Source organism: Rosistilla ulvae, from assembly GCF_007741475.1.
Lineage (GTDB): Bacteria > Planctomycetota > Planctomycetia > Pirellulales > Pirellulaceae > Rosistilla > Rosistilla ulvae.
The window spans coordinates 2577383-2595544 of sequence record NZ_CP036261.1 but is presented as its reverse complement, the minus strand read 5'-3'; the positions used below and the strand labels follow the sequence as shown (position 1 = coordinate 2595544).

Annotated in this window: 12 protein-coding genes and 1 tRNA gene; 9 read left to right on the top strand and 4 right to left on the bottom strand. The window is 59.5% G+C overall.

Going from position 1 to position 18162, the window contains the following annotated elements; translation table 11 throughout:
• Positions 1–13: 13 nt before the first annotated feature.
• The gene (locus EC9_RS09385; protein ID WP_145344360.1) at positions 14–1282 is read right to left on the bottom strand and encodes a glycosyltransferase family 87 protein; all 1269 of its coding nucleotides are present in this window, start codon (positions 1280–1282) and stop codon (positions 14–16) included.
• A 331-nt stretch (positions 1283–1613) separates the two neighbouring features.
• On the opposite strand from EC9_RS09385, the gene EC9_RS09380 reads away from it, so the two are divergent.
• Positions 1614–2927, top strand: coding sequence for an acyltransferase family protein (locus tag EC9_RS09380; RefSeq protein WP_145344358.1), 1314 nt, complete (start codon positions 1614–1616; stop codon positions 2925–2927).
• A 50-nt stretch (positions 2928–2977) separates the two neighbouring features.
• On the opposite strand, the gene EC9_RS09375 is transcribed toward EC9_RS09380, so the two are convergent.
• Positions 2978–3682, bottom strand: a complete 705-nt coding sequence (locus tag EC9_RS09375; RefSeq protein WP_145344356.1) for a TylF/MycF/NovP-related O-methyltransferase — start codon at positions 3680–3682, stop codon at positions 2978–2980.
• An 86-nt stretch (positions 3683–3768) separates the two neighbouring features.
• Positions 3769–5316 (bottom strand): AI-2E family transporter, encoded by a 1548-nt coding sequence (locus EC9_RS09370; protein ID WP_218934697.1) that lies wholly within the window; start codon positions 5314–5316, stop codon positions 3769–3771.
• A gap of 147 nt (positions 5317–5463) precedes the next feature.
• Between EC9_RS09370 and EC9_RS09365 the strand changes: the two genes are divergently transcribed.
• On the top strand, positions 5464–6540 hold the full coding sequence (locus EC9_RS09365; protein ID WP_218934696.1) for a lysylphosphatidylglycerol synthase domain-containing protein: 1077 nt from the start codon (positions 5464–5466) through the stop codon (positions 6538–6540).
• Here the strand turns inward: EC9_RS09365 and EC9_RS09360 are convergent.
• Positions 6488–8227: a SulP family inorganic anion transporter gene (locus EC9_RS09360; RefSeq protein WP_145344350.1), complete on the bottom strand. Its 1740-nt coding sequence runs from the start codon at positions 8225–8227 to the stop codon at positions 6488–6490. The genes EC9_RS09365 and EC9_RS09360 overlap by 53 nt on opposite strands.
• Before the next feature lie 466 nt (positions 8228–8693).
• On the opposite strand from EC9_RS09360, the gene EC9_RS09355 reads away from it, so the two are divergent.
• From EC9_RS09355 to EC9_RS09325, 7 genes are all read left to right on the top strand, one after another.
• Positions 8694–9659 (top strand): DUF58 domain-containing protein, encoded by a 966-nt coding sequence (locus EC9_RS09355; protein ID WP_145344348.1) that lies wholly within the window; start codon positions 8694–8696, stop codon positions 9657–9659.
• Positions 9656–10711 (top strand): hypothetical protein, encoded by a 1056-nt coding sequence (locus EC9_RS09350; RefSeq protein WP_145344346.1) that lies wholly within the window; start codon positions 9656–9658, stop codon positions 10709–10711. The genes EC9_RS09355 and EC9_RS09350 overlap by 4 nt, the downstream gene beginning before the upstream one ends.
• A complete protein-coding gene (locus tag EC9_RS09345) occupies positions 10704–11732 on the top strand; it encodes a vWA domain-containing protein (RefSeq protein WP_145344344.1) in 1029 nt (342 codons plus the stop codon). The genes EC9_RS09350 and EC9_RS09345 overlap by 8 nt, the downstream gene beginning before the upstream one ends.
• Positions 11732–15547: a VWA domain-containing protein gene (locus EC9_RS09340; RefSeq protein WP_145344342.1), complete on the top strand. Its 3816-nt coding sequence runs from the start codon at positions 11732–11734 to the stop codon at positions 15545–15547. Before EC9_RS09345 ends, EC9_RS09340 begins: the two co-directional genes overlap by 1 nt.
• Before the next feature lie 299 nt (positions 15548–15846).
• Positions 15847–15930: transfer RNA gene (locus tag EC9_RS09335), tRNA-Leu, on the top strand.
• Positions 15931–15958: 28 nt separating this feature from the next.
• A complete protein-coding gene (locus EC9_RS09330) occupies positions 15959–17500 on the top strand; it encodes a glycosyltransferase family protein (protein WP_145344340.1) in 1542 nt (513 codons plus the stop codon).
• 164 nt (positions 17501–17664) lie between these two features.
• Positions 17665–18159 carry a 6-pyruvoyl trahydropterin synthase family protein gene (locus tag EC9_RS09325; RefSeq protein ID WP_145344338.1) on the top strand — a complete coding sequence of 165 codons (495 nt, stop codon included), beginning with the start codon at positions 17665–17667 and terminating at the stop codon, positions 18157–18159.
• Positions 18160–18162: the final 3 nt, after the last annotated feature.

Below are 18162 nucleotides of genomic sequence, written 5' to 3'. Positions count from 1 at the left end.
GCAAAAGGTCAGCCTAGCGTCCCGCCGGACAGCCAGCAACTAGCGTCATCGGCGGCCGACCGTACCACGCCAGCATCGCCAACAAGACGACAGGCGTTGGCGGAAAGCCAAGGGTTTGTACGACCGAATCGTTGACCGCGGTCGCGATAAAACAGGCGACGATCCAAGGCATCGCTTCGCCCAACCGGCCCTGGCACGCGATCGCGATCGGCAGCAATCCCAGCAATGTCAGGTCGTAGGCAAAGTAGTGAGGGCTCAACAGGATCGTCCCCAACACCGTCGCGATCCAAAACCGATCGTCCAACCGGGGAACGCTCTGCGGCGAAGCGATTTGCGCTTGGCCGATTCGCGCGGCGCGTCCCATCAGCACGATCACGATCGCCGCGCCGGCGGCAAACAGGCCCCAGTAGACGGCTCGATGGGGGCCGGTTGCTGTCAACAACAACGCTCCCAAATTCTGAGCGAGATCGGCGGAGTAGCCTGCGGTTTGATGATACGTTCCCACGCCAGCGACAACGCCGACGTAGTCGATCCAACTGCTGACCGGAACAAACAACAACGACGCCGCTGCGATCGTCGCGGCCGACCCGGCGGCGGCGAAGACAAAGGACCATCGCCGCCGCACAATCATCATTCCGATCATCACGGGAACCACGATCGGCTTCATCAACATCAAACCAAACAACGTCCCGCCCCAGCCCTCGCGGCCGCTGCGGCACAATACGAACACTCCGACCCAAACGCCCAGCCACAGCAGACTCTTCTGTCCCATCACCAGGCTCTGCATCGCCGGCGGAAAGATGACCAGGCCGATCAGGATCGCAACCACCTGCCCCGTTCTTAACTGTAAACCTCGCGACATCAGCCAAGCGAGTGCCGGCAAACTGGTTGCCAACAGTGCCAGCCAGACGCAACACGCGTTCGGGTATTCGATCCGCGACAACGGACTGATCGCTGCGTACCAAGCGGGCGGATAGACCATCGGATAATACTCCGACTCGGGCCACTCGAACCCCACCAACGCCGCGTCGTGCTGCATTTGGTCGGTCGTTGCCGGGTCGTACAGCAAGTCGGCATCGCCGCGGGCGACCAGCCGTCCCCCGATCCATTCCTGCAGAAAATCTCCCCCCAACGCACTCTCCCGCGGCTCTGTTTCGCGGCGGAAGTTGCTGGCTGTCGCCGCGATCAAACAAACGACCAAGATCGCCAACAATGTCGCAGCACCAACCGCTCGCCCGGTCGACGGGGATCGATTGGCGGCGGGGGGCGTCGGGGCGGTCATGAGGTGGATCGAGGGATGGAGTGGTGCTGCAGCAAGCGGCGCAACGGCTGCAGCGGTTCGCCGGCTCTCGCCTCACCGTCCACGGGGAACCCGCGCGATGTCGCGCCGCGTGGGGCAAGGTGTTCCGGGATCGTTGACGTTATCGGAATTACGGGTTCCCTCGCCGCATCGAATGCTCGAATCGGTTGGCACGGTTTTGCGGTGTCGTGTCGCAATCGTCATAATCCGAATCCTCGACCATCGATCCGTTTTACAAACGCGATGAGCCAAGCTAAAAAAGCGGCAACGCCCTCCAGTTCCAGTCCTCCCACTGCAACGAAAGTTCCCCCTCATGTCATCGACCGTGAAAAACGCGTCGTCGGAAAGCTTGATGAGTCGTCTGCCCGGTTCCCAGCCGCCGAAGATGTCAGCCGCCCCCGTGGCTGCCGCGTCGTCCAGACGTCTCGTCTCGCTGGACGCCTATCGCGGCTTCATCATGTTGCTGTTGGCCGCCAACGGTTTTGGGATCGCTCGTTTGGCATCGTTGCCCGAATCGGCTCCGATCTGGAACATCCTGGACCGCGGCATCTGGACCAACATCGGCTGGTACTTTCATCATCCCGAATGGATCAGCCAGTTCCATCGCTATGGCGTCTCCCCCTGGGATCTGATTCAGCCCGCCTTCATGTTTATGGTCGGCGTCGCGATGCCCTTCTCCTTCGCTCGCCGCGAGAGTTCGGGGCAGTCCGATTTTTCCCGCCACATGCACGCCTTGATCCGCGCGGTTGTGCTGATCTTGTTGGGCGTCTTTTTGCAGTCGGCCAGTCGCGATGCGACGAACTGGACCTTCGTCAACGTGCTGTCGCAGATCGGCCTGGGCTACTTCTTTGTCTATCTGATGCTGCCGCTGCGATGGGGCTGGCAAGTCGTTGCGATCGGCTTGATCCTGATCGGCTACGGGCTGTTCTTCAAAGTCTACGACCTTCCGGCGAACTACGATTTCAATGCGGTCGCGGCAACGCCCGAGACCGTCTTTGAAGGAACCTGGAAGCCGTGGTCCAAGAATGCCAACATCGCACATCAAGTCGATCTGCGGTTGCTCAACGCGTTGCCTCGCGACGAAGAGTTCCTTCGCAACCAAGGAGGCTATGTGACCCTAAACTTCATCCCATCGATGGCTACGATGCTGTTGGGCGTCTTGTGCGGCCGGCTGTTGATCGAGCCAACCTCGCCGTGGCGCAAGTTTGGCATCTTGTTGTTGATGGCAGCGGTCACCTATGGGCTGGGGATCGCAGCGGGCGAAACGATCTGCCCGATCGTCAAACGGATCTGGACGCCGTCGTGGACTCTCTTCAGCGGCGGCTATGTGATCGCGATGCTCGCCCTGTTTTATCTGCTGTTCGATCTGTTGCCGCTGCGGAAGCTTGCCTTCCCGCTGGTTGTGATCGGCGTCAATTCGCTGCTGATGTATATGATGGGCCAGTTGATTCGCGGCTGGACCGCCGGGCGAGTCGAAGCCCACTTTGGCGGCCTGATCGAACGCGTACTGCCGGGCGCATTCGACAGTCAAATGTGGGGCGCGTTGGTCGCTCCCATCAGTGCGATGATCGTCTTCTGGCTGATCGCCTACTGGCTGTATCGTCAGCGGATCTTCTTGCGAGTCTAGGCACAGCGATTGCGGGCGTCTCCAGGCAGACGCCCCGTGGCATTCCGTGATTAGGGCAGCTTCACAATCATGCACTGAGTGGTTGGGATATCGATCAACCATTCCGGCTTGTCGGCCAGAAACTCATGGAACGCTTCGCTCACGCCATCGAGAATCGAATAGTCGTGAGAGATCAAAATCCCACCGGGAACCATCCGCGGATAAAAGAACTCGAGGCAAGCTTTGGTTCCTTCGTAGAGATCGACATCAAAATGGGCGAGTGCAAACTTCTTCTGTTTGATCTCTTCATCATCGATGACCGAATCGGGGAACAGCCCCTGATGATAATGGACGTTTTTACAATCCTTCAGATACGCCTGCACTCGGTCTTTGCTGCAAGCATACTGGGCTGGACGAAAAACCCCGCCATCGATATCGGTCCCTTCGGGCAAGCCCGCAAACGTATCGAACAAATGAAGCGCCTTGTCCCCTTTTCCTTCGCAAAGCATCCTTGCCGATCCGCCGCGAAATACGCCGACCTCTGCAAAATCACCCGCCAACTTGCTCTGCGCTTTGGCGAGCGAATGCAATAAAAACGCTTCATTTGTCAGCGGACCACCCCGGACGTCGCGACGCATTTTTTTGATCATCGCGATCTTTTCGGGAGACTTGTGCGCACCGAGAGATTGACGCTGCAAGAACGAGACGAGTCCCGTGCCCACTTGTTCCAAGCGACCACCACCAAGACTTTGTACAAAACGATTCTTCAGCAACATTCAAGATTTCCTAAAACAAACGGGTGTTCGATCGCCTACAAGAATGCTTGCCGATGGTGGGGGACGCAAGTCTGCGTTTCAAAAAATCAGCGAACAGCGATTGTGTCCGGCTTTACGTTTGAATCCGGGTGCTGCGAATCCATGTGCAGCAGTTCGCGATTCAAAATCTCCAACAACGTTTGCAGAAAGACGACGATCATCGGGCCCATCAAGATTCCAATCGGTCCAAAGACTTGCACGCCCCCCAATACGCTCAATAGCGCCAACAGTGGATGCAGGTTCGATTGCCCTTTCAGCACCAGCGGTTTGATGATGTTGTCGACCATCGAAACGACGACCATCCCGTAGATTCCAAGCCCGATCGCCGCGGGCAGGTTGTCTTGTACAAACGCCAACCACAGACAGCATGGCACCCAAACCGAAGCCGCTCCTAAGAACGGAATCAGCGCCATGAACGAGGTCAGTAGGAACAACAGCACGATCGATTCGATCCCCGCGACGTAATAACCGATCGTCGCCAACACGCCTTGGGCCAGAGCGCTTAAGAAGGTCGCCAACACCACGGCTCGGCTGACCTTATCGAATTCGATCAGCAGTTCTTTTTCATACCGATCGTCCAGCGGCGACAGCGCCATGATCGTCTTGGTCATCCCCGGTCCGTCGAGCAGGAAGAAGTAGATCGAGATCGTTAGGATCATCAATCCAAACAGGGCTTTGGCGGCGAAGACCGCGGTCGCTTGCGTCACCGAAACGACGCGAGGTTGGATGAAATGGAACACCTCGCGAATCCAAGTCTCCCTTTTTTCCGGCGTCGGATTAACCGCCTGCCGGATCGGACCCAGGAACGGGCCGCCGGAGATTGTGTTCTTGAACTTGCCATAGTCGCGAGTGATCGAGGCGACCGCCATGTGGAAGCGATTGGCCGGGAGCAGTTCGTCCATTTCGTCAGCCGTCGGATCGGTCTCGTCGGCCGCTTCGCCCACCTCGGCGGCAGGCTCCACGTTCGTCGCATCGAGGCTGGCAACCGCTTCGGCAAGGTACGTATTCAGTTCGTCGATATCGGTGGAGACTTGTTCAAAGTAGGCCGCGTGGATGCCTCCGTCCCGATTGACAAGCGCTTGTTCCAAAGTGCCGAATTCGTTCCTCAACTGAGCTAACTGTTTCTCTACTTGAACATGTTCGCGCTGCAGATCGAACATCTGGTTCACTTGCATCAGACGGTCGTCGACAGCTTCCAGCTCGGTCGCGCAGGGCAACTCAAGCCCCACGGCTTTCAGGCTGCGAGCGATCGCGAGGTCGATGCTTCCTAGATTGATCTCGGTAACGATCCGCGTCGCCTGGACACTGGCCATTCCCAACAGAATGCAACCGGGCAGCAGCACGATTAACAGGACCGTGGCAGTCGTCAGCGTGGCAGCGGTGTGGCCACGGCCGGGAAAGCGTTTGCTGTACCAGTCGTGCAGTGGATGGAACAGTACGACCAATAGCGCCGCGAGGAACAGCGGGATGAAGAAGTTGATCATCACGCGGTAGAACAGCAGGCTTGTCACCAGGATCACCACGATCAAGACCGCAATCGAAATGAATCGATACATACCAAATCGCGGCAAGTCGGCGTTTTCGGAATCGGTCATAGGTCGGTCGTCTTCAGTTAAAGATGATGAATCGAGTAGACTGGAATTGTCCCGTTTTACCCGCCGCATGCAACGCACTGACAGATTGATTCGCTTGTGAAATCCAAAAACGCCGCCGGTTCTCGGCCCCGTCCCTCTCGAAAAACGGTGCTGTTGCGAATCGCAAAGTTCGCCATCGCGCTGGCGGTTGTCGTCGGGCTGGCGCACACAATTCGATCGGCCGCCGGCGAATTGGCGGAACATCGAGATCGTATTCGCGGTGAAATCGCCGATCTTGACCAGCAACTGGAAAGCACGACCGATCCCGCCGCGCGGGCCGATCTGCAAGCGCGGCGCGAGCGCTGGGTATCACAGCAGCCGCGTCTGGCCGCGATCGATTGGTGGCGAGTCGCCGCCGCGGCGGCTGTCTATTTGGCTAGCCTGTTTCCCGCGGCACTCTTCTTTCATCAAGTGCTCCGCCATATGAAGCAACATCCGCGGCTGGGCGATGCCGTCCGCGCCCACATCCTCGGCCACATGGGCAAATACGTTCCGGGCAAAGCGATGGTTGTCGTGTTGCGGACCGGCGCTATCGCGGGGCCCAATGTTCGCGCTGGCGTTGCCGTGGTCGCCGCGTTTATCGAGACACTGTTGATGATGGCCGTCGGCGGGACCGTTGCGGGAGTCTTTGTGGTCTGTCTGCGGATGCCGACCGGAATCACGTTATTGGCGATCGGCCTGGCGGCGTGCGCCGCGGTCCCGACATTGCCTTCGCTGTTCCGGTTTGTCGTTCGCAAGATTTCCGAATCGCGATTCGGCAGCGATAAGGGGCTCGACGACGCCGGGATCGACTGGCGTTTGATCGGCTGCGGCTGGGGCTGGATGCTGTTGATGTGGACCGCGATCGGATGGTCCTTCGCACTGCTGATCCAAGCGACGCCCGGCGCGACGGTCGACGCCTTCACCTGGCAGGATTACATGCTTGCCACTGCAGCGATCGCACTGGCGATGGTCGCCGGATTTATCTCGCTGCTGCCCGGTGGAGCGGGAGTCCGAGAGCTGGTTCTTTCAACTCTGCTGGCTCCCCGCTTTGGACTGGTCCCCGCCCTGGTCGCTGCGATCCTGGCCAGGCTTGTTTTCCTGGCGGTCGAAGTCGGCATCGGGGGCCTGTTGTGGACCACTCGCCGGCGGACTACGCCAGGCGATCGGTCGCGATGTGATACTGAGGATCTTCCGACAGGTTGATCTCGACAAGATCCCCCGCCTTGTCCAACAGCGTCCGGCATTCGCTGCTCAAGTGCGTCAGATGCAAACGTTTTCCGCAGCTTTCGTACTTTTCCGCCAGCGTGTTGATCGCTTCAAGCCCCGATTGATCGTAGACCCGCGTGAAGTAGAAATCGATCACGACGTCTTCGGGATCGTTGGCGACGTCGAACAGATCTTTGAACGACGAGACCGAAGCGAAGAACAGCGGACCGTGCAATTGATAGATCTTGCCCCCCTGTTCGTTGAGGCTGACTTCGGCCCCCAGGTGAGTCGCGTGTTGCCAGGCGAAGACCAGTGCCGAAACGATCACGCCCAGGATTACCGCCGATGCCAGATCGTGCATGAAGACGGTGTAAGCCGAGACCAGGATCATCACAAACACGTCGCTTCGTGGCATCCGGCGGACCATCTTTAACGACGCCCATTCGAACGTTCCGATCACGACCATAAACATCACGCCGACCAATGCGGCCATCGGGATCTGTTCGATCAACGGAGCCAGGAACAAGACGAACAACAGCAGGCAGACCGCCGCGGTGATTCCCGACAGCCGGCCGCGGCCGCCGGAGTTAACGTTGATCAACGACTGGCCGATCATCGCACAACCACCCATTCCGCCGAACAGGCCACAGACCATGTTGGCAGCTCCCTGTCCGATGCATTCGCGATTTCCTTTACCTCGTGTTTCGGTGATCTCGTCGATCAAGGTCAGCGTCATCAGCGATTCGATCAGCCCCACGCCGCACAAGACGACGGCAAACGGCAGGATAATTCGCAGTGTTTCGAAGTTCATCGGGACCATTTCGTATTCCATGAAGAACAGCCGTGGCAGGCCACCGCTGATCCCCGATTCTTCGGTTGCCGCTTCGCCAACAACCGTTGGGTCGATCGACACCGCTGTGCTCGCGGCGACGGCTTCGTCGGCGGCAGCAAAGCGGACGTTGTGTACCACGGGCATCGTCGAATCCAATGCCATCGCGTCCGCTTTGGCTTCGGCGATCGCGGCAGCTTGTGTATTGGTTCGCAACATGTCACCGACGGTTGCCAACATATTTCCCTCGGTGTCGGCCGAGCGATTGATCGCGATCGACAACAGCGTTACCGTCAAGATCGCGACCAGCGACGCGGGAACCGCGCGGGTCAAGCGAGGCAACAACCAGATGATGCCCATCGTCAATGCTACCAATGCCAACATGACTCCCAAGCGTGGCCCGGTCAGATAAACCAAGTCGCCCGCGGGAGAGAGTGTTTTGAAGCTGCCCAGTTGAGCCAAGCCGATCACGATCGCTAGACCGTTCACAAAACCGAGCATCACCGAATGCGGCACCATCCGAATCAGCTTGCCCAAGCGGCCGATGCCGATCGCGATCTGAAGCAGTCCGCAAAGGATGACGGTTGGGAACAGATATTCGACGCCATATTGGGCGACCAACGCCACCACTACGACTGCCATCGCACCGGTTGCACCGGAGATCATTCCCGGACGGCCGCCAAACGCAGCGGTGATCAAACCGATGAAAAATGCGGAATAGAGGCCGATCAGGGGCGAGACGCCTGCGACAAATGCAAACGCGATCGCTTCGGGAACCAAGGCCAACGCGACGGTGACGCCCGACAGGACATCGTTCTTGATAGAACTGGATTGGCGAGCAAAGAAATTGAGCATTTCAAATCCATATAGGGATCGCCAAGGGTCGATAGGTTGACATTCAGGAAGGTGCTGCAAACGCACCCAACGTCGACCATCCGCGATCAAAGAAACAAGAATACAGGCCATCGCTGCGGCGGAACCGCGGATGAGCCGAGCCGGCAAACCACGAAGGTTGCGGCATAGAATCCATCCGAGACGATGGAGAGACTGAAATATAGATCGACATTAAATCGGGTCAACCGAGCTTTTGGGACCCAGCAGTGGCGTCGATCCACCCCTTGGTGGACGGCCTAGGAGCCCCTGGCCGCGACGTGTCCAGGCGTTCCGTTAAAGGGGATCCAAGGTGCGATGTCTGCCTTTAACGTACGTGAAAGTGGTTCGCCGGGATTGCTTGCGGTCTTGCGAAAAATCAAAAATTAGCGAACCTTTTTCCCGTTGGGGCCGCATTGATTCGATCCCCCTTTCCTCATACGATCGACGCATGTTACCTCGAGAGATCATCCGCCGAGTCCGCGAAATCCAAGTCCAAACCGGGCGTCAGGTCGCCGATGTGCTGGCCGGACAATACGTCTCGGTCTTCAAAGGACGCGGCATCGAATTCGACGAAGTCCGCCCTTATGTCCCCGGCGACGATGTCCGCACGATCGACTGGAACGTGACGGCTCGAACGGGCGAACCGTTTGTCAAACGGTACGTCGAAGAGCGTCAGCTGACGCTGATGGTGATGGCCGATGTCTCGGCCTCCCAGGACTTTGGATCGGCCACACGGTCGAAGCGCGAAGCGACAGCGGAGCTGGCCGCGCTGTTGGCTTTTTCGGCAACGCGAAACGACGACAAGGTCGGGTTGGCTCTGTTCCACGGCGGGATCGACCAATATATTCCGCCCCGCAAGGGCCAGAAACATTCATTGCGAGTCGTCCGCGAAGTCCTTGCCCACGGCAACGTCGAAACGAAATCGGGGACCACGCCTGCCAAGCGGCCTCGTCGTTGGTTGCCCTTCGGTCGACGTCGGGCTTGGCTTCGAACGGGTCGACAAGCGACCGATGTCGGCGGCGCGATGGAGTTCCTGATGTCGGTGACGTCGCGAAAAACTGTCTGCTTTGTGATCAGCGACTTCCTGGACGACGGCTATTTAAAAGCGATGCAGAGTGCCAACCGAAAGCACGACGTGATCGCCGTGCTGATCACCGATCCGAAGGAGCGAGAGATTCCTAACGTCGGCATGGTCAACGTCGCCGATCCCGAAACGGGCCGCGTGCAGCGGTACGATACCGGGTCGGTCGCCTTCCGAGATCACGTCGCCGCCGCGTCCGAAGATCGAATCGATCAACTGCGCCGTTCATTCGGAAGCTCCGGCATCGACTTCATCCACATCGACGCTTCGAAAAGCGTCGTCGATCCCTTGGTGCGGTTCTTTCGTATGCGTTCTCGGAGGATGCATCGTTGAATCGAATTACGTTTTTTCTGGCGCTCGTCGCCTCGATCGCCATCGGTTCGCTCACGCCCCGCGACGGCTGGGCGCAACCGATCGAAAAGGTCAGCCAATCGGGGCCGGTCTCGGTCGCGATCTCGTTGGATCCGCCAGAGCCTTTAATCGGTGATCCGGTCACGCTGCGGATCGAGGTCCAAGCGGAACAGGATGTCGAAGTCCTGATGCCCGAATTCGGAGAAGCTCTGGACCGCTTTGCGATCGTCGACTTTGTCCCTCGCGAAGCGATCGACGATGCGGGTAAAACGATCCTATCGCAGCAATACCGGCTGCAACCCGCCGGTTCGGGTAAACAAGCGATCCCGCCGATCCTGATCGAATACGTCGACAATCGCCCCGACCAACGGCAAGCTCCCGAAGGCTTCGACGCTTACGAAATCTTGACCGACGCGATCCCCTTCACGGTGCAATCGGTTCTTCCCGAGGATGTCGCCGCCGACCTGAACCCGCCGCTGGGGCGACTCGAACCGCGTCAGCCCCCAGCGCCGGCTCGCTGGCCGTGGGTGCTGGCACTGGTCGCCGTCTGCGCCGCCGCCACGCCATTTGCTTGGCGAGCGTATACCGATTGGCAGCGCCGTCGCCGCCGCAAGAGCGCCTACGAAGTCGCGCGATGGCGGTTGGATCAACTGCTTCGCCAGCCCCGCATCTCCGCCGATGAGATCGATACGTTTTATGTCGACCTGTCGAATCTGGTCCGCCATTATTTGGAGGACCGGTTTGAACTGCGGGCTCCCGAGCTGACGACCGAAGAGTTTTTGAACTCCTTGCAAGCCTCACCCGATATGACCCGCGACCACCAATCGCTGCTCCGCGAGTTCCTCCGCCAAGCCGATCTTGTCAAGTTCGCCGGTGCGGTGCCAAGCGATGCCGACATCGCCCGCAGCATCGACGCAGCCAGCCAGTTCTTGGAAGAGACTCGCGAGAACGCGCCGCTGATGGAGTTCGATCAGGACGAACCACAGCACAGCGAACCGCAGACACCTGCGGCGACGGAGGTGCGGAATGTCTGAGATCGAATTCCGCGATCCGTGGTTGTTGCTGCTCGCGCTACTGGCTCCGCTGGTCTTTGTCTGGGCCTCGCGGCGACCGTCGATGCTTGTCTATTCGTCGTTGGCGATCCTCGACAGTGCCCCGCGCAGCGTGCGCGTTCGGTTGGCCAAGTTGCCTGCACTTCTGATGGCACTGACGTTGATCGCTCTGTCGATCGCGATCGCTGGCCCGCGGACGCCCGATGCCGAAACGCGGATCAGCCGCGAAGGGGTGGCGATCATGATGGTCGTCGATCATTCCAGTTCGATGAACGCCCGCGATCTCGTTAAAGACGATCAAAGCGTCGACCGATTGCAGGTCGTCAAACAAGTCTTCCGCCAGTTTGTATTGGGCGACGAGGGGACTGCCGGGAAGGGCCGCCCCGACGATGCGATCGGGCTGATCGCCTTTGCCGGCTACGCCGACAGCCTCTGCCCACTGACGTTGGACCATGGCAACCTGGTGGCGATGTTGGACGATTTGGAACTGGTCCGCCGCGAGGATGAAGATGGAACAGCGATCGGCGACGGGCTGGCGCTTGCTGTCGAACGATTGCGGCGCAGCGAGGCGAAGTCGCGGATCGTGATCCTGTTGACCGACGGCGTCAACAACGCCGGGGCGATCGTGCCGAAAGAGGCGGCTGAGGTCGCGGCGGCCAATAATATCAAGGTCTACAGTATCGGAGCGGGGACCAACGGGCTGGCCCCGATCCCGATGCAGGATCCGTTTGGGCGGATGCGTTTGGTTCGCGCCGAGGTCGAGATCGATGAAGAGACGTTGACCGAGATCGCCGACGTCACCGGCGGTCAATATTTCCGAGCTGTCGACATCGACGCGCTCGGCGAGATCTACGGGCAGATCGATCGCTTGGAACGGACCAAGGTGACGGAGTTTCGTTATCTGCAGTACACCGAACATTATGGCACCTTCGCTCTGCTGGGGCTGTGCCTGATGGGAACTGCGGTTGTGTTGGGATCGACGGTCTTTAGGACGCTGCCGTGATGTTGTCTGATTTTCGTTTTGCCAATCCTCAGTGGTCCGCGGCGATTTGGATCGTCCTGGCCGCCGTTGCGGTTTTGTTGTGGCTGGACCAACGCCGCGGCGACGTCTTGTCGCGGATGTTGTCACCGGCGATGCAATCGCGATTGGTCCGCCGCCCATCGCTGCTGCGACGCTGGGCCAGTATCGGTTGCTTGGGACTGGCGGGTTTAAGCGTCGTCGTCGCGTTGATGCGGCCACAGTGGGGGCTGCATTATGTAGAGACGCCACGCGTCGGCGCTCAGGTGATGGTCTGCTTGGACGTCAGCAAATCGATGCTCGCCGAAGACACCGCGCCGAACCGTTTGGAACGTGCCAAAGCGGAACTCGCCGACCTGCTGACCTATCTCGACGGCGACCAAGTTGGCTTGATCGCGTTTGCCGGCCGAGCCAGCGTGTTGTGTCCGCTCACCCCCGACTTCGGCTTCTTTAAGTTGATCCTCGAAGGGGCGGGCCCCAACAGCGTTGGGCGGGGCGGAACGCGGTTGGAAGAACCGATCCGCAAAGCGATCGAAGGCTTCCGCAGCGAAAGCGATGTCTCCCGATTGCTGGTCCTGATCACCGATGGCGAAGATCACGATTCGCATCCGTTGGACGCGGCGAAAGCGGCCGCCGAGCGTGGCATCAAGATTTTGGCGATCGGTCTGGGGGACGAATCGGGGAGCGAGATCCGCATCACCGATCCGAAAACCGGTGTCCAGGAGACAGTTCGCGATGCCAACGGCGATACCGTTGTCACGCGCCTCGACGGCCAGACGCTCCGCGACATGGCGCTAGCGACGCAGGGAGCCTACATTCCCGCCGGGACTGGCGTTTTGAACCTGCAATCGATCTACGAAGCTCACATCGCGCCGCTGGTGCGCGGGCAATTGGACGATCGTGGCCGCGCCGTCCGCAACGAAGCATTTCAGTGGGCGCTACTGTCGGCACTGATCTTCCTGCTGGCTGGAACCGTCTTGGCCGGCGGATCGGCTGCCGCATCGCAAACGCTCGATCTCCCTTCGCTTCCGGCCGGTCAAAAGGCCGCCGCCGCGATCGCGCTGCTGGTCGTTGGGACCTGCATGACGGTCCCCGCATCGGCAGCCGAGGATACTCAATCTGCGGACGATCGAGCCGTCGCCGCGCAACTGTCGACCGACGACTCCGCTGCTGCAGCCGTTGAGGCGAGTTCGGATTCCGATGGCGAGGCGGAGGATTCGTTGGAGGATCGCGATCCGCGTTCGCTCTACAACGAAGGGATCGAAAAGATCAAAAGTGACTTCGACGGGGCTGAGCGTCTGTTAGTCGCGGCCCGCCGCGGCGCGGGGATCGACGGCGAGCTGCGGTTTCGGGCGACGTACAACATGGGCTGGGTCGAGATCGGCCGCGCTGATGAACTGCTGGAAGATAAGCCTGCCGAATCGCTGCGGCATCTCGAATCGGCAGCCGATTGGTTTCGAATGGCGATCGGTTTGCGCGACGACGACATGCAGGCCCGGCATAACCTGGAAGTGGTTCTGCGGCGGATCTTGGAGCTGCGCGACAGACTGGCGAACCAGGACGATCGCGACGTGACGCAGCGGATCGACGCCTTGATCGAAGCCCAGCGAGCGGTGGTTGGCAGCGCTGTCGCCTTGGTCCAACGGATCTCCGCGATCGACGATCCCAATGCGACCGATGCGTTTCGCAACGAGTTCCGGCAGCTGGCGGTGGAGCAGCGAAAGCAATTGGCCGATGCGCAATCGTTGACCGAGGTCGCGCGGGAGGAACTGGACGTGATCGACGGCAAACCGGAAGCCGATCGAACCGACGAACAGAAGCTCCGCGCGGCCCAACTGAACAACGTCCTGCACTACGTCAATCGAGCGAACCAACGGATGGGCGGGGCTCGCAGCCAGATGCGGTTGCGCCAAGCCGAGCGGGCGTTTCGGCGATCCGCTTCGGCATTGGAAGAACTGAAACGGGCCCGCGACCAGTTGCGGCAGCCTGTCGAAGTCTTGGATCAGATCTTGACCGATGCCACGACTGCCGCCCAGGGAACCGCGCTGCTCGCCGCGGATGGCGAACGGGGATCGGCCAAGAGTCCGCTCCCTGAAGCGAGCCCCACCACGCCGGCTTGGCTGAATCAAGAATACCTTCGCGAACGGCAGCAATCGGTCAGCGAACGAACCACCGAATTGTATCAGCGTCTGAAAGCGGGAGCCGATCAGCATGCAGCGGCGTCGCCAGACCAGGATGCTGCGGCCGACGACGAAACGGCTGCCTTCATGGAATCGCTTCGCGAAGCACTGCCGTCGCTGGAAGCTGGCGATCGAGCGATGGGACAAGCGGTGAAGGACCTGGATACTCCCGACTATCGCGCTGCACTTGATCAACAGCGGCTGGGAATTGAGAAATTGAGCGATGCCCGCGAACGGTTCCTCGATCTCCGCGGGCTGATCGAATTGACGTATGCGACGCAAACGCAGATCGCCGCCATGCTGGATCCCAGTGCCAGCTTGCCCGAGCCGCCGAAAGACCTGACGGAAGAACCACCAGCGTTGACCGAAGCCGACATCGCTCAGCGGCAAACGCTCGTCGAACCGCTGCAAACGCGTAACCGCACGCGATTGGATCGCTTATCGGAATTGATCGCCAAGCAGCAACAGACGCTCTCCGCCGCCGCGAACGCTGATCCGGCAACGCCGCCAACCGACGACGCGCCCGATCCCGCCGCCGAACTGCAACGCTTCGAACTCGCTGCGGAGTTGGCTGGCAAAGCAAAAGCCGAAATGACCAAGGTGTTGGGAACGTTAGCTGAGGTGACGGCGGAAGAAGCTGAAGTTCCGGCTGCCGAATCGAAACAGGAAGCAAAGGAATCGGAAGAGCCAGCGGAGCCGAAAGAGGAACCAAAGGAAGCTGCTGAGTCAAAGGAGTCAAAGGAGCCGAAGGAATCTGTGGAGCCAAGCGAGTCCGAATCGGAGGACGTGGAGAAGGAAGCAGATAAAGAAGCGGAAGCCGAGAAGCCGGAGCCGAAGAAAACTGAGCTGAAGGAAGCGGAGAGCGAAGATCCCGAGAAAGCTGACGCCGACGAAGCGGCGGTGGAACCGCAGCCCGCGGTGAGCGAGCCGTTTGCGTTGCCCAGCGGTCACGCTCAGGCAGCGGTCGAGCATTTGGAAGCGCTCCGCCGGCTGTTTTTCTCCGTCGTCGAACATCTTCGCGAAGCCGCGATGCAGCAGGCTCAATTGAACGACGAAACGCAACAGATTGCCGGTCTGCAGGACGATCCGGCGGCGATGCGTCAGCTGGGGCCGATCTCGTTGGAGCAAGCCGAACTGAGCAACAAGGCGCAGCAGATCGCCGACGCGTTAAACAAACAAGCGGAACAGTCGCCGGAGTCGCCGGCCGGCCATCAGTTGTCGCCTCAGCAGACCGAAGAATTTGAACAGGCCGGCCAACGTTATCGCGAGGCGGCGGGATTGGTGACCGCGGGGATGCAGTCGATGCAAGCCGTTGGCGATGCGTTAACCGAAGCGGATCCGCAGGTCGAAGCCGCGAGAGAACATCAAGATGAGGCGTTGACCAAGCTGGTCGAAGCATTGCAATTATTGCAGCCGCCGCAGTCGGATCCGAACGACCAACCGCAGGATTCGGGCGAGGACCAGCAAGAGCAACAGCCGCAGGAGTCCGACCAGGGCGAACAGCCGCAGATGGATTCGTCTAGCTTTTTGCAGGCCGTTCGCGACCGCGAGGCCCAGCGGCGTCGCGACCAGGAACGCAGTCGACGCTTGACGCGCGAACCGGTGGCCAAGGATTGGTAGGTGGCTGACGGCGGCTCGATTTTGCCGTTCCCGATGCGACGTCGAACGTTCCTGGCACCGCTGCGGAAAAAAGATCCGAAAGCATGGTTTACAGGATACCTTCATCGAATCTACAATCGGCGAAAACCTGGTGCTGTGGTTTTGCCGGATCGGCTCAAATCGCAGATTTCCAGACAATGCCTTCCATCGTTTGCGATGGTTTGGTTAAATTAAATCAAGCATTGAACGATTGTTTCCGAAACAATAAGATCGGAAAACAATTGGCGTCGTGAAAACGACGCAACAGTTTTTGAAGACATGCGGGCGTGGCGGAATTGGCAGACGCGCAAGATTCAGGTTCTTGTTCTCGCAAGGGAGTGGAGGTTCGATTCCTCTCGCCCGCACTATTCTTAAACTCTTTCTTGGTCGCAGATGAAACTTGCCGTCCTCCACAATCACTTTGATCGTGGCGATGTCACGCAAGTGGTTCTAAATCATTTGCAAGCTTTGGCCGCCAGTCAGCTTCCGATCGATCGGGTTTTGTTGCTGCACGGTGGTCGCGACGCGGGCCTTTCCGATTTGCAAAGCCTTCGCTTTCCCGTCGATGCGATTTCAGTCGACGCTCTCTCGGATGATTCTTCGTCGATAGATCAGGCACAAGTTGCAGCCGACCAGATCGCCCAAGCGATCACCGCTGCCGGTGGTTCGTGCGACGACACCCTGCTCCATTTTCATAACCACAGTCTCGGTGAGCACCTGTTGCTTCCGGGAGCTGTCGCTCAGTTGGCCGACGCGGGCTGGCCGATCGTGTTGCAGATCCACGATTTCGCCGAAGACTATTCGTCCGCAAACTATCAACGCTGGCTCCAGTCGCTCGCCACACAGACGCCCGATCGGGTCGAACGCCATCTCTATCCGCAAGCTGCCAATTTGCATTACGTCGCCGCGACGCAGCGCGATCGCAGTCTGTTGTCCGCGATGGGCGTTGCTGATGCGGTGTTGCATCGATTGCCCCCGATCGCGCCGGCGATTCCTGAAAGCCAACTCGATCGCGCGGCGGCAAAACGCAAGTTGACCGCGGCGTTGGATCTCGATGCGGACAAGCCGCTGGGGATTTATCCGGCATGTGGCAGCCGAGCCAAGAACATCGGCGAGCTGCTGCTGTGGAGTGCGGTTTGCGACGATGCGACGTTTGCCGTCGCGGCGCCCCCCACCGATCCGATCGATCAAAAGATGTACGCGATGTGGTCGACCTTCGCCCGCAACCAGCAACTGCCGGTGCGGTTCGATGCGGAGCTTGTCGAAGGGATCTCGCGAGGCGAATTGCTGGCCGCGGCCGATTTCTTGTTCACGTCGAGCGTCGCCGAAAACGGAGCGTCTGTTTTTCTGGAAGCCATGTTGGCCGGACGTCCGCTGCGAGGTCGCGACCTTCCGGCGGTGACCGACGACCTACGCGCCGCCGGATGTGAATTCCCGGGCCTTTCGCCGTCGCTTTCGATCCCAGCCGCTGTGATCGGGCAATCGGCTCAGCCACAGATCTGGGAAGCCTATTGTGCAGCTTGGGGTTGGTTGCCCGATGGTTTTATCGACGCCTTGGATTTGGAGTCGGTCGATCGCGGGCCGATCGTCGGCGACATCGACTTTGCCCGTTTGCCGATCGGTCTGCAGGCGCGAGCGATCGCCGCGGCGAAGTCCGATCGCAAGCTGGCTGGCCAAATTCGCGACGCCAATCCCATCATGCACGACCTGCCCGCAGCACCCGGCGACCCGCAGCCGCATCTCGCTGCCAACGCGCATCGAGCGGCCGAAGCGTTCAACGAATCGGCGCTCGCCGATCGGTTGACGCAAATCTATCGAGCCGCCTTGCAAAGTGATCGCGATGCCGGAACAACGGCTCCCGACGCCGCCGGGCAGTTGTTCGTTCAGCTGGCCCGCTACGAAGCCTTTAGGCCGTGTCGCACGATCGAATTGTAAATCGAGAATCTTTCGCGTGGCTGACGGTCGCTGCGGGCGGCTATTGCAATAGGTAGGCATCGCGCGGTTCAATGCTTGTTGTTCGCGATCGCTCTTTTGAGTGATGTTTGACCGGCGAAGGTCGCGATCTGTTAATCCGCATCCAGTGCGATCATGGGGGACCGATGGACGATTCTGCCAGTTACCGTGTCGAGGTCAGCAAAGAGGCGTTTGTCTTTTCTGCGGCTCATTTCATAACTTTTGCCGGGGATGTTTGCGAACGCCTGCATGGCCACAACTACGGCGTGAAGGTCGCTGTCGAAGGACCGTTGGATGCAAATCGATACGTCGTCGACTTCATCGCCCTCCGCGATGCGGTGCTGCATGAAACCTTGCAATTGGACCATCATGTCCTACTGCCCCGCGATCATGCCGAGATCAAGGTCCAAGAGGAAGATGGCGAAATTGTTGCGCGGTTCCGTGAGCGGCGGTGGGTCTTTCCGAAGGAAGACTGCATCGTGCTGCCGGTGATCAACACAACGGCTGAAGAGTTGGCCCGAGTGATCGCCCAACGCGTTCGCGAGCAGACTCGTTCGAAGTTTGGCGACGCGATTCGCACGATCGAAGTCGGTGTCGACGAGAACCACGGCCAGTGGGGAGTTTGTCGATTGCCATGGTAACAC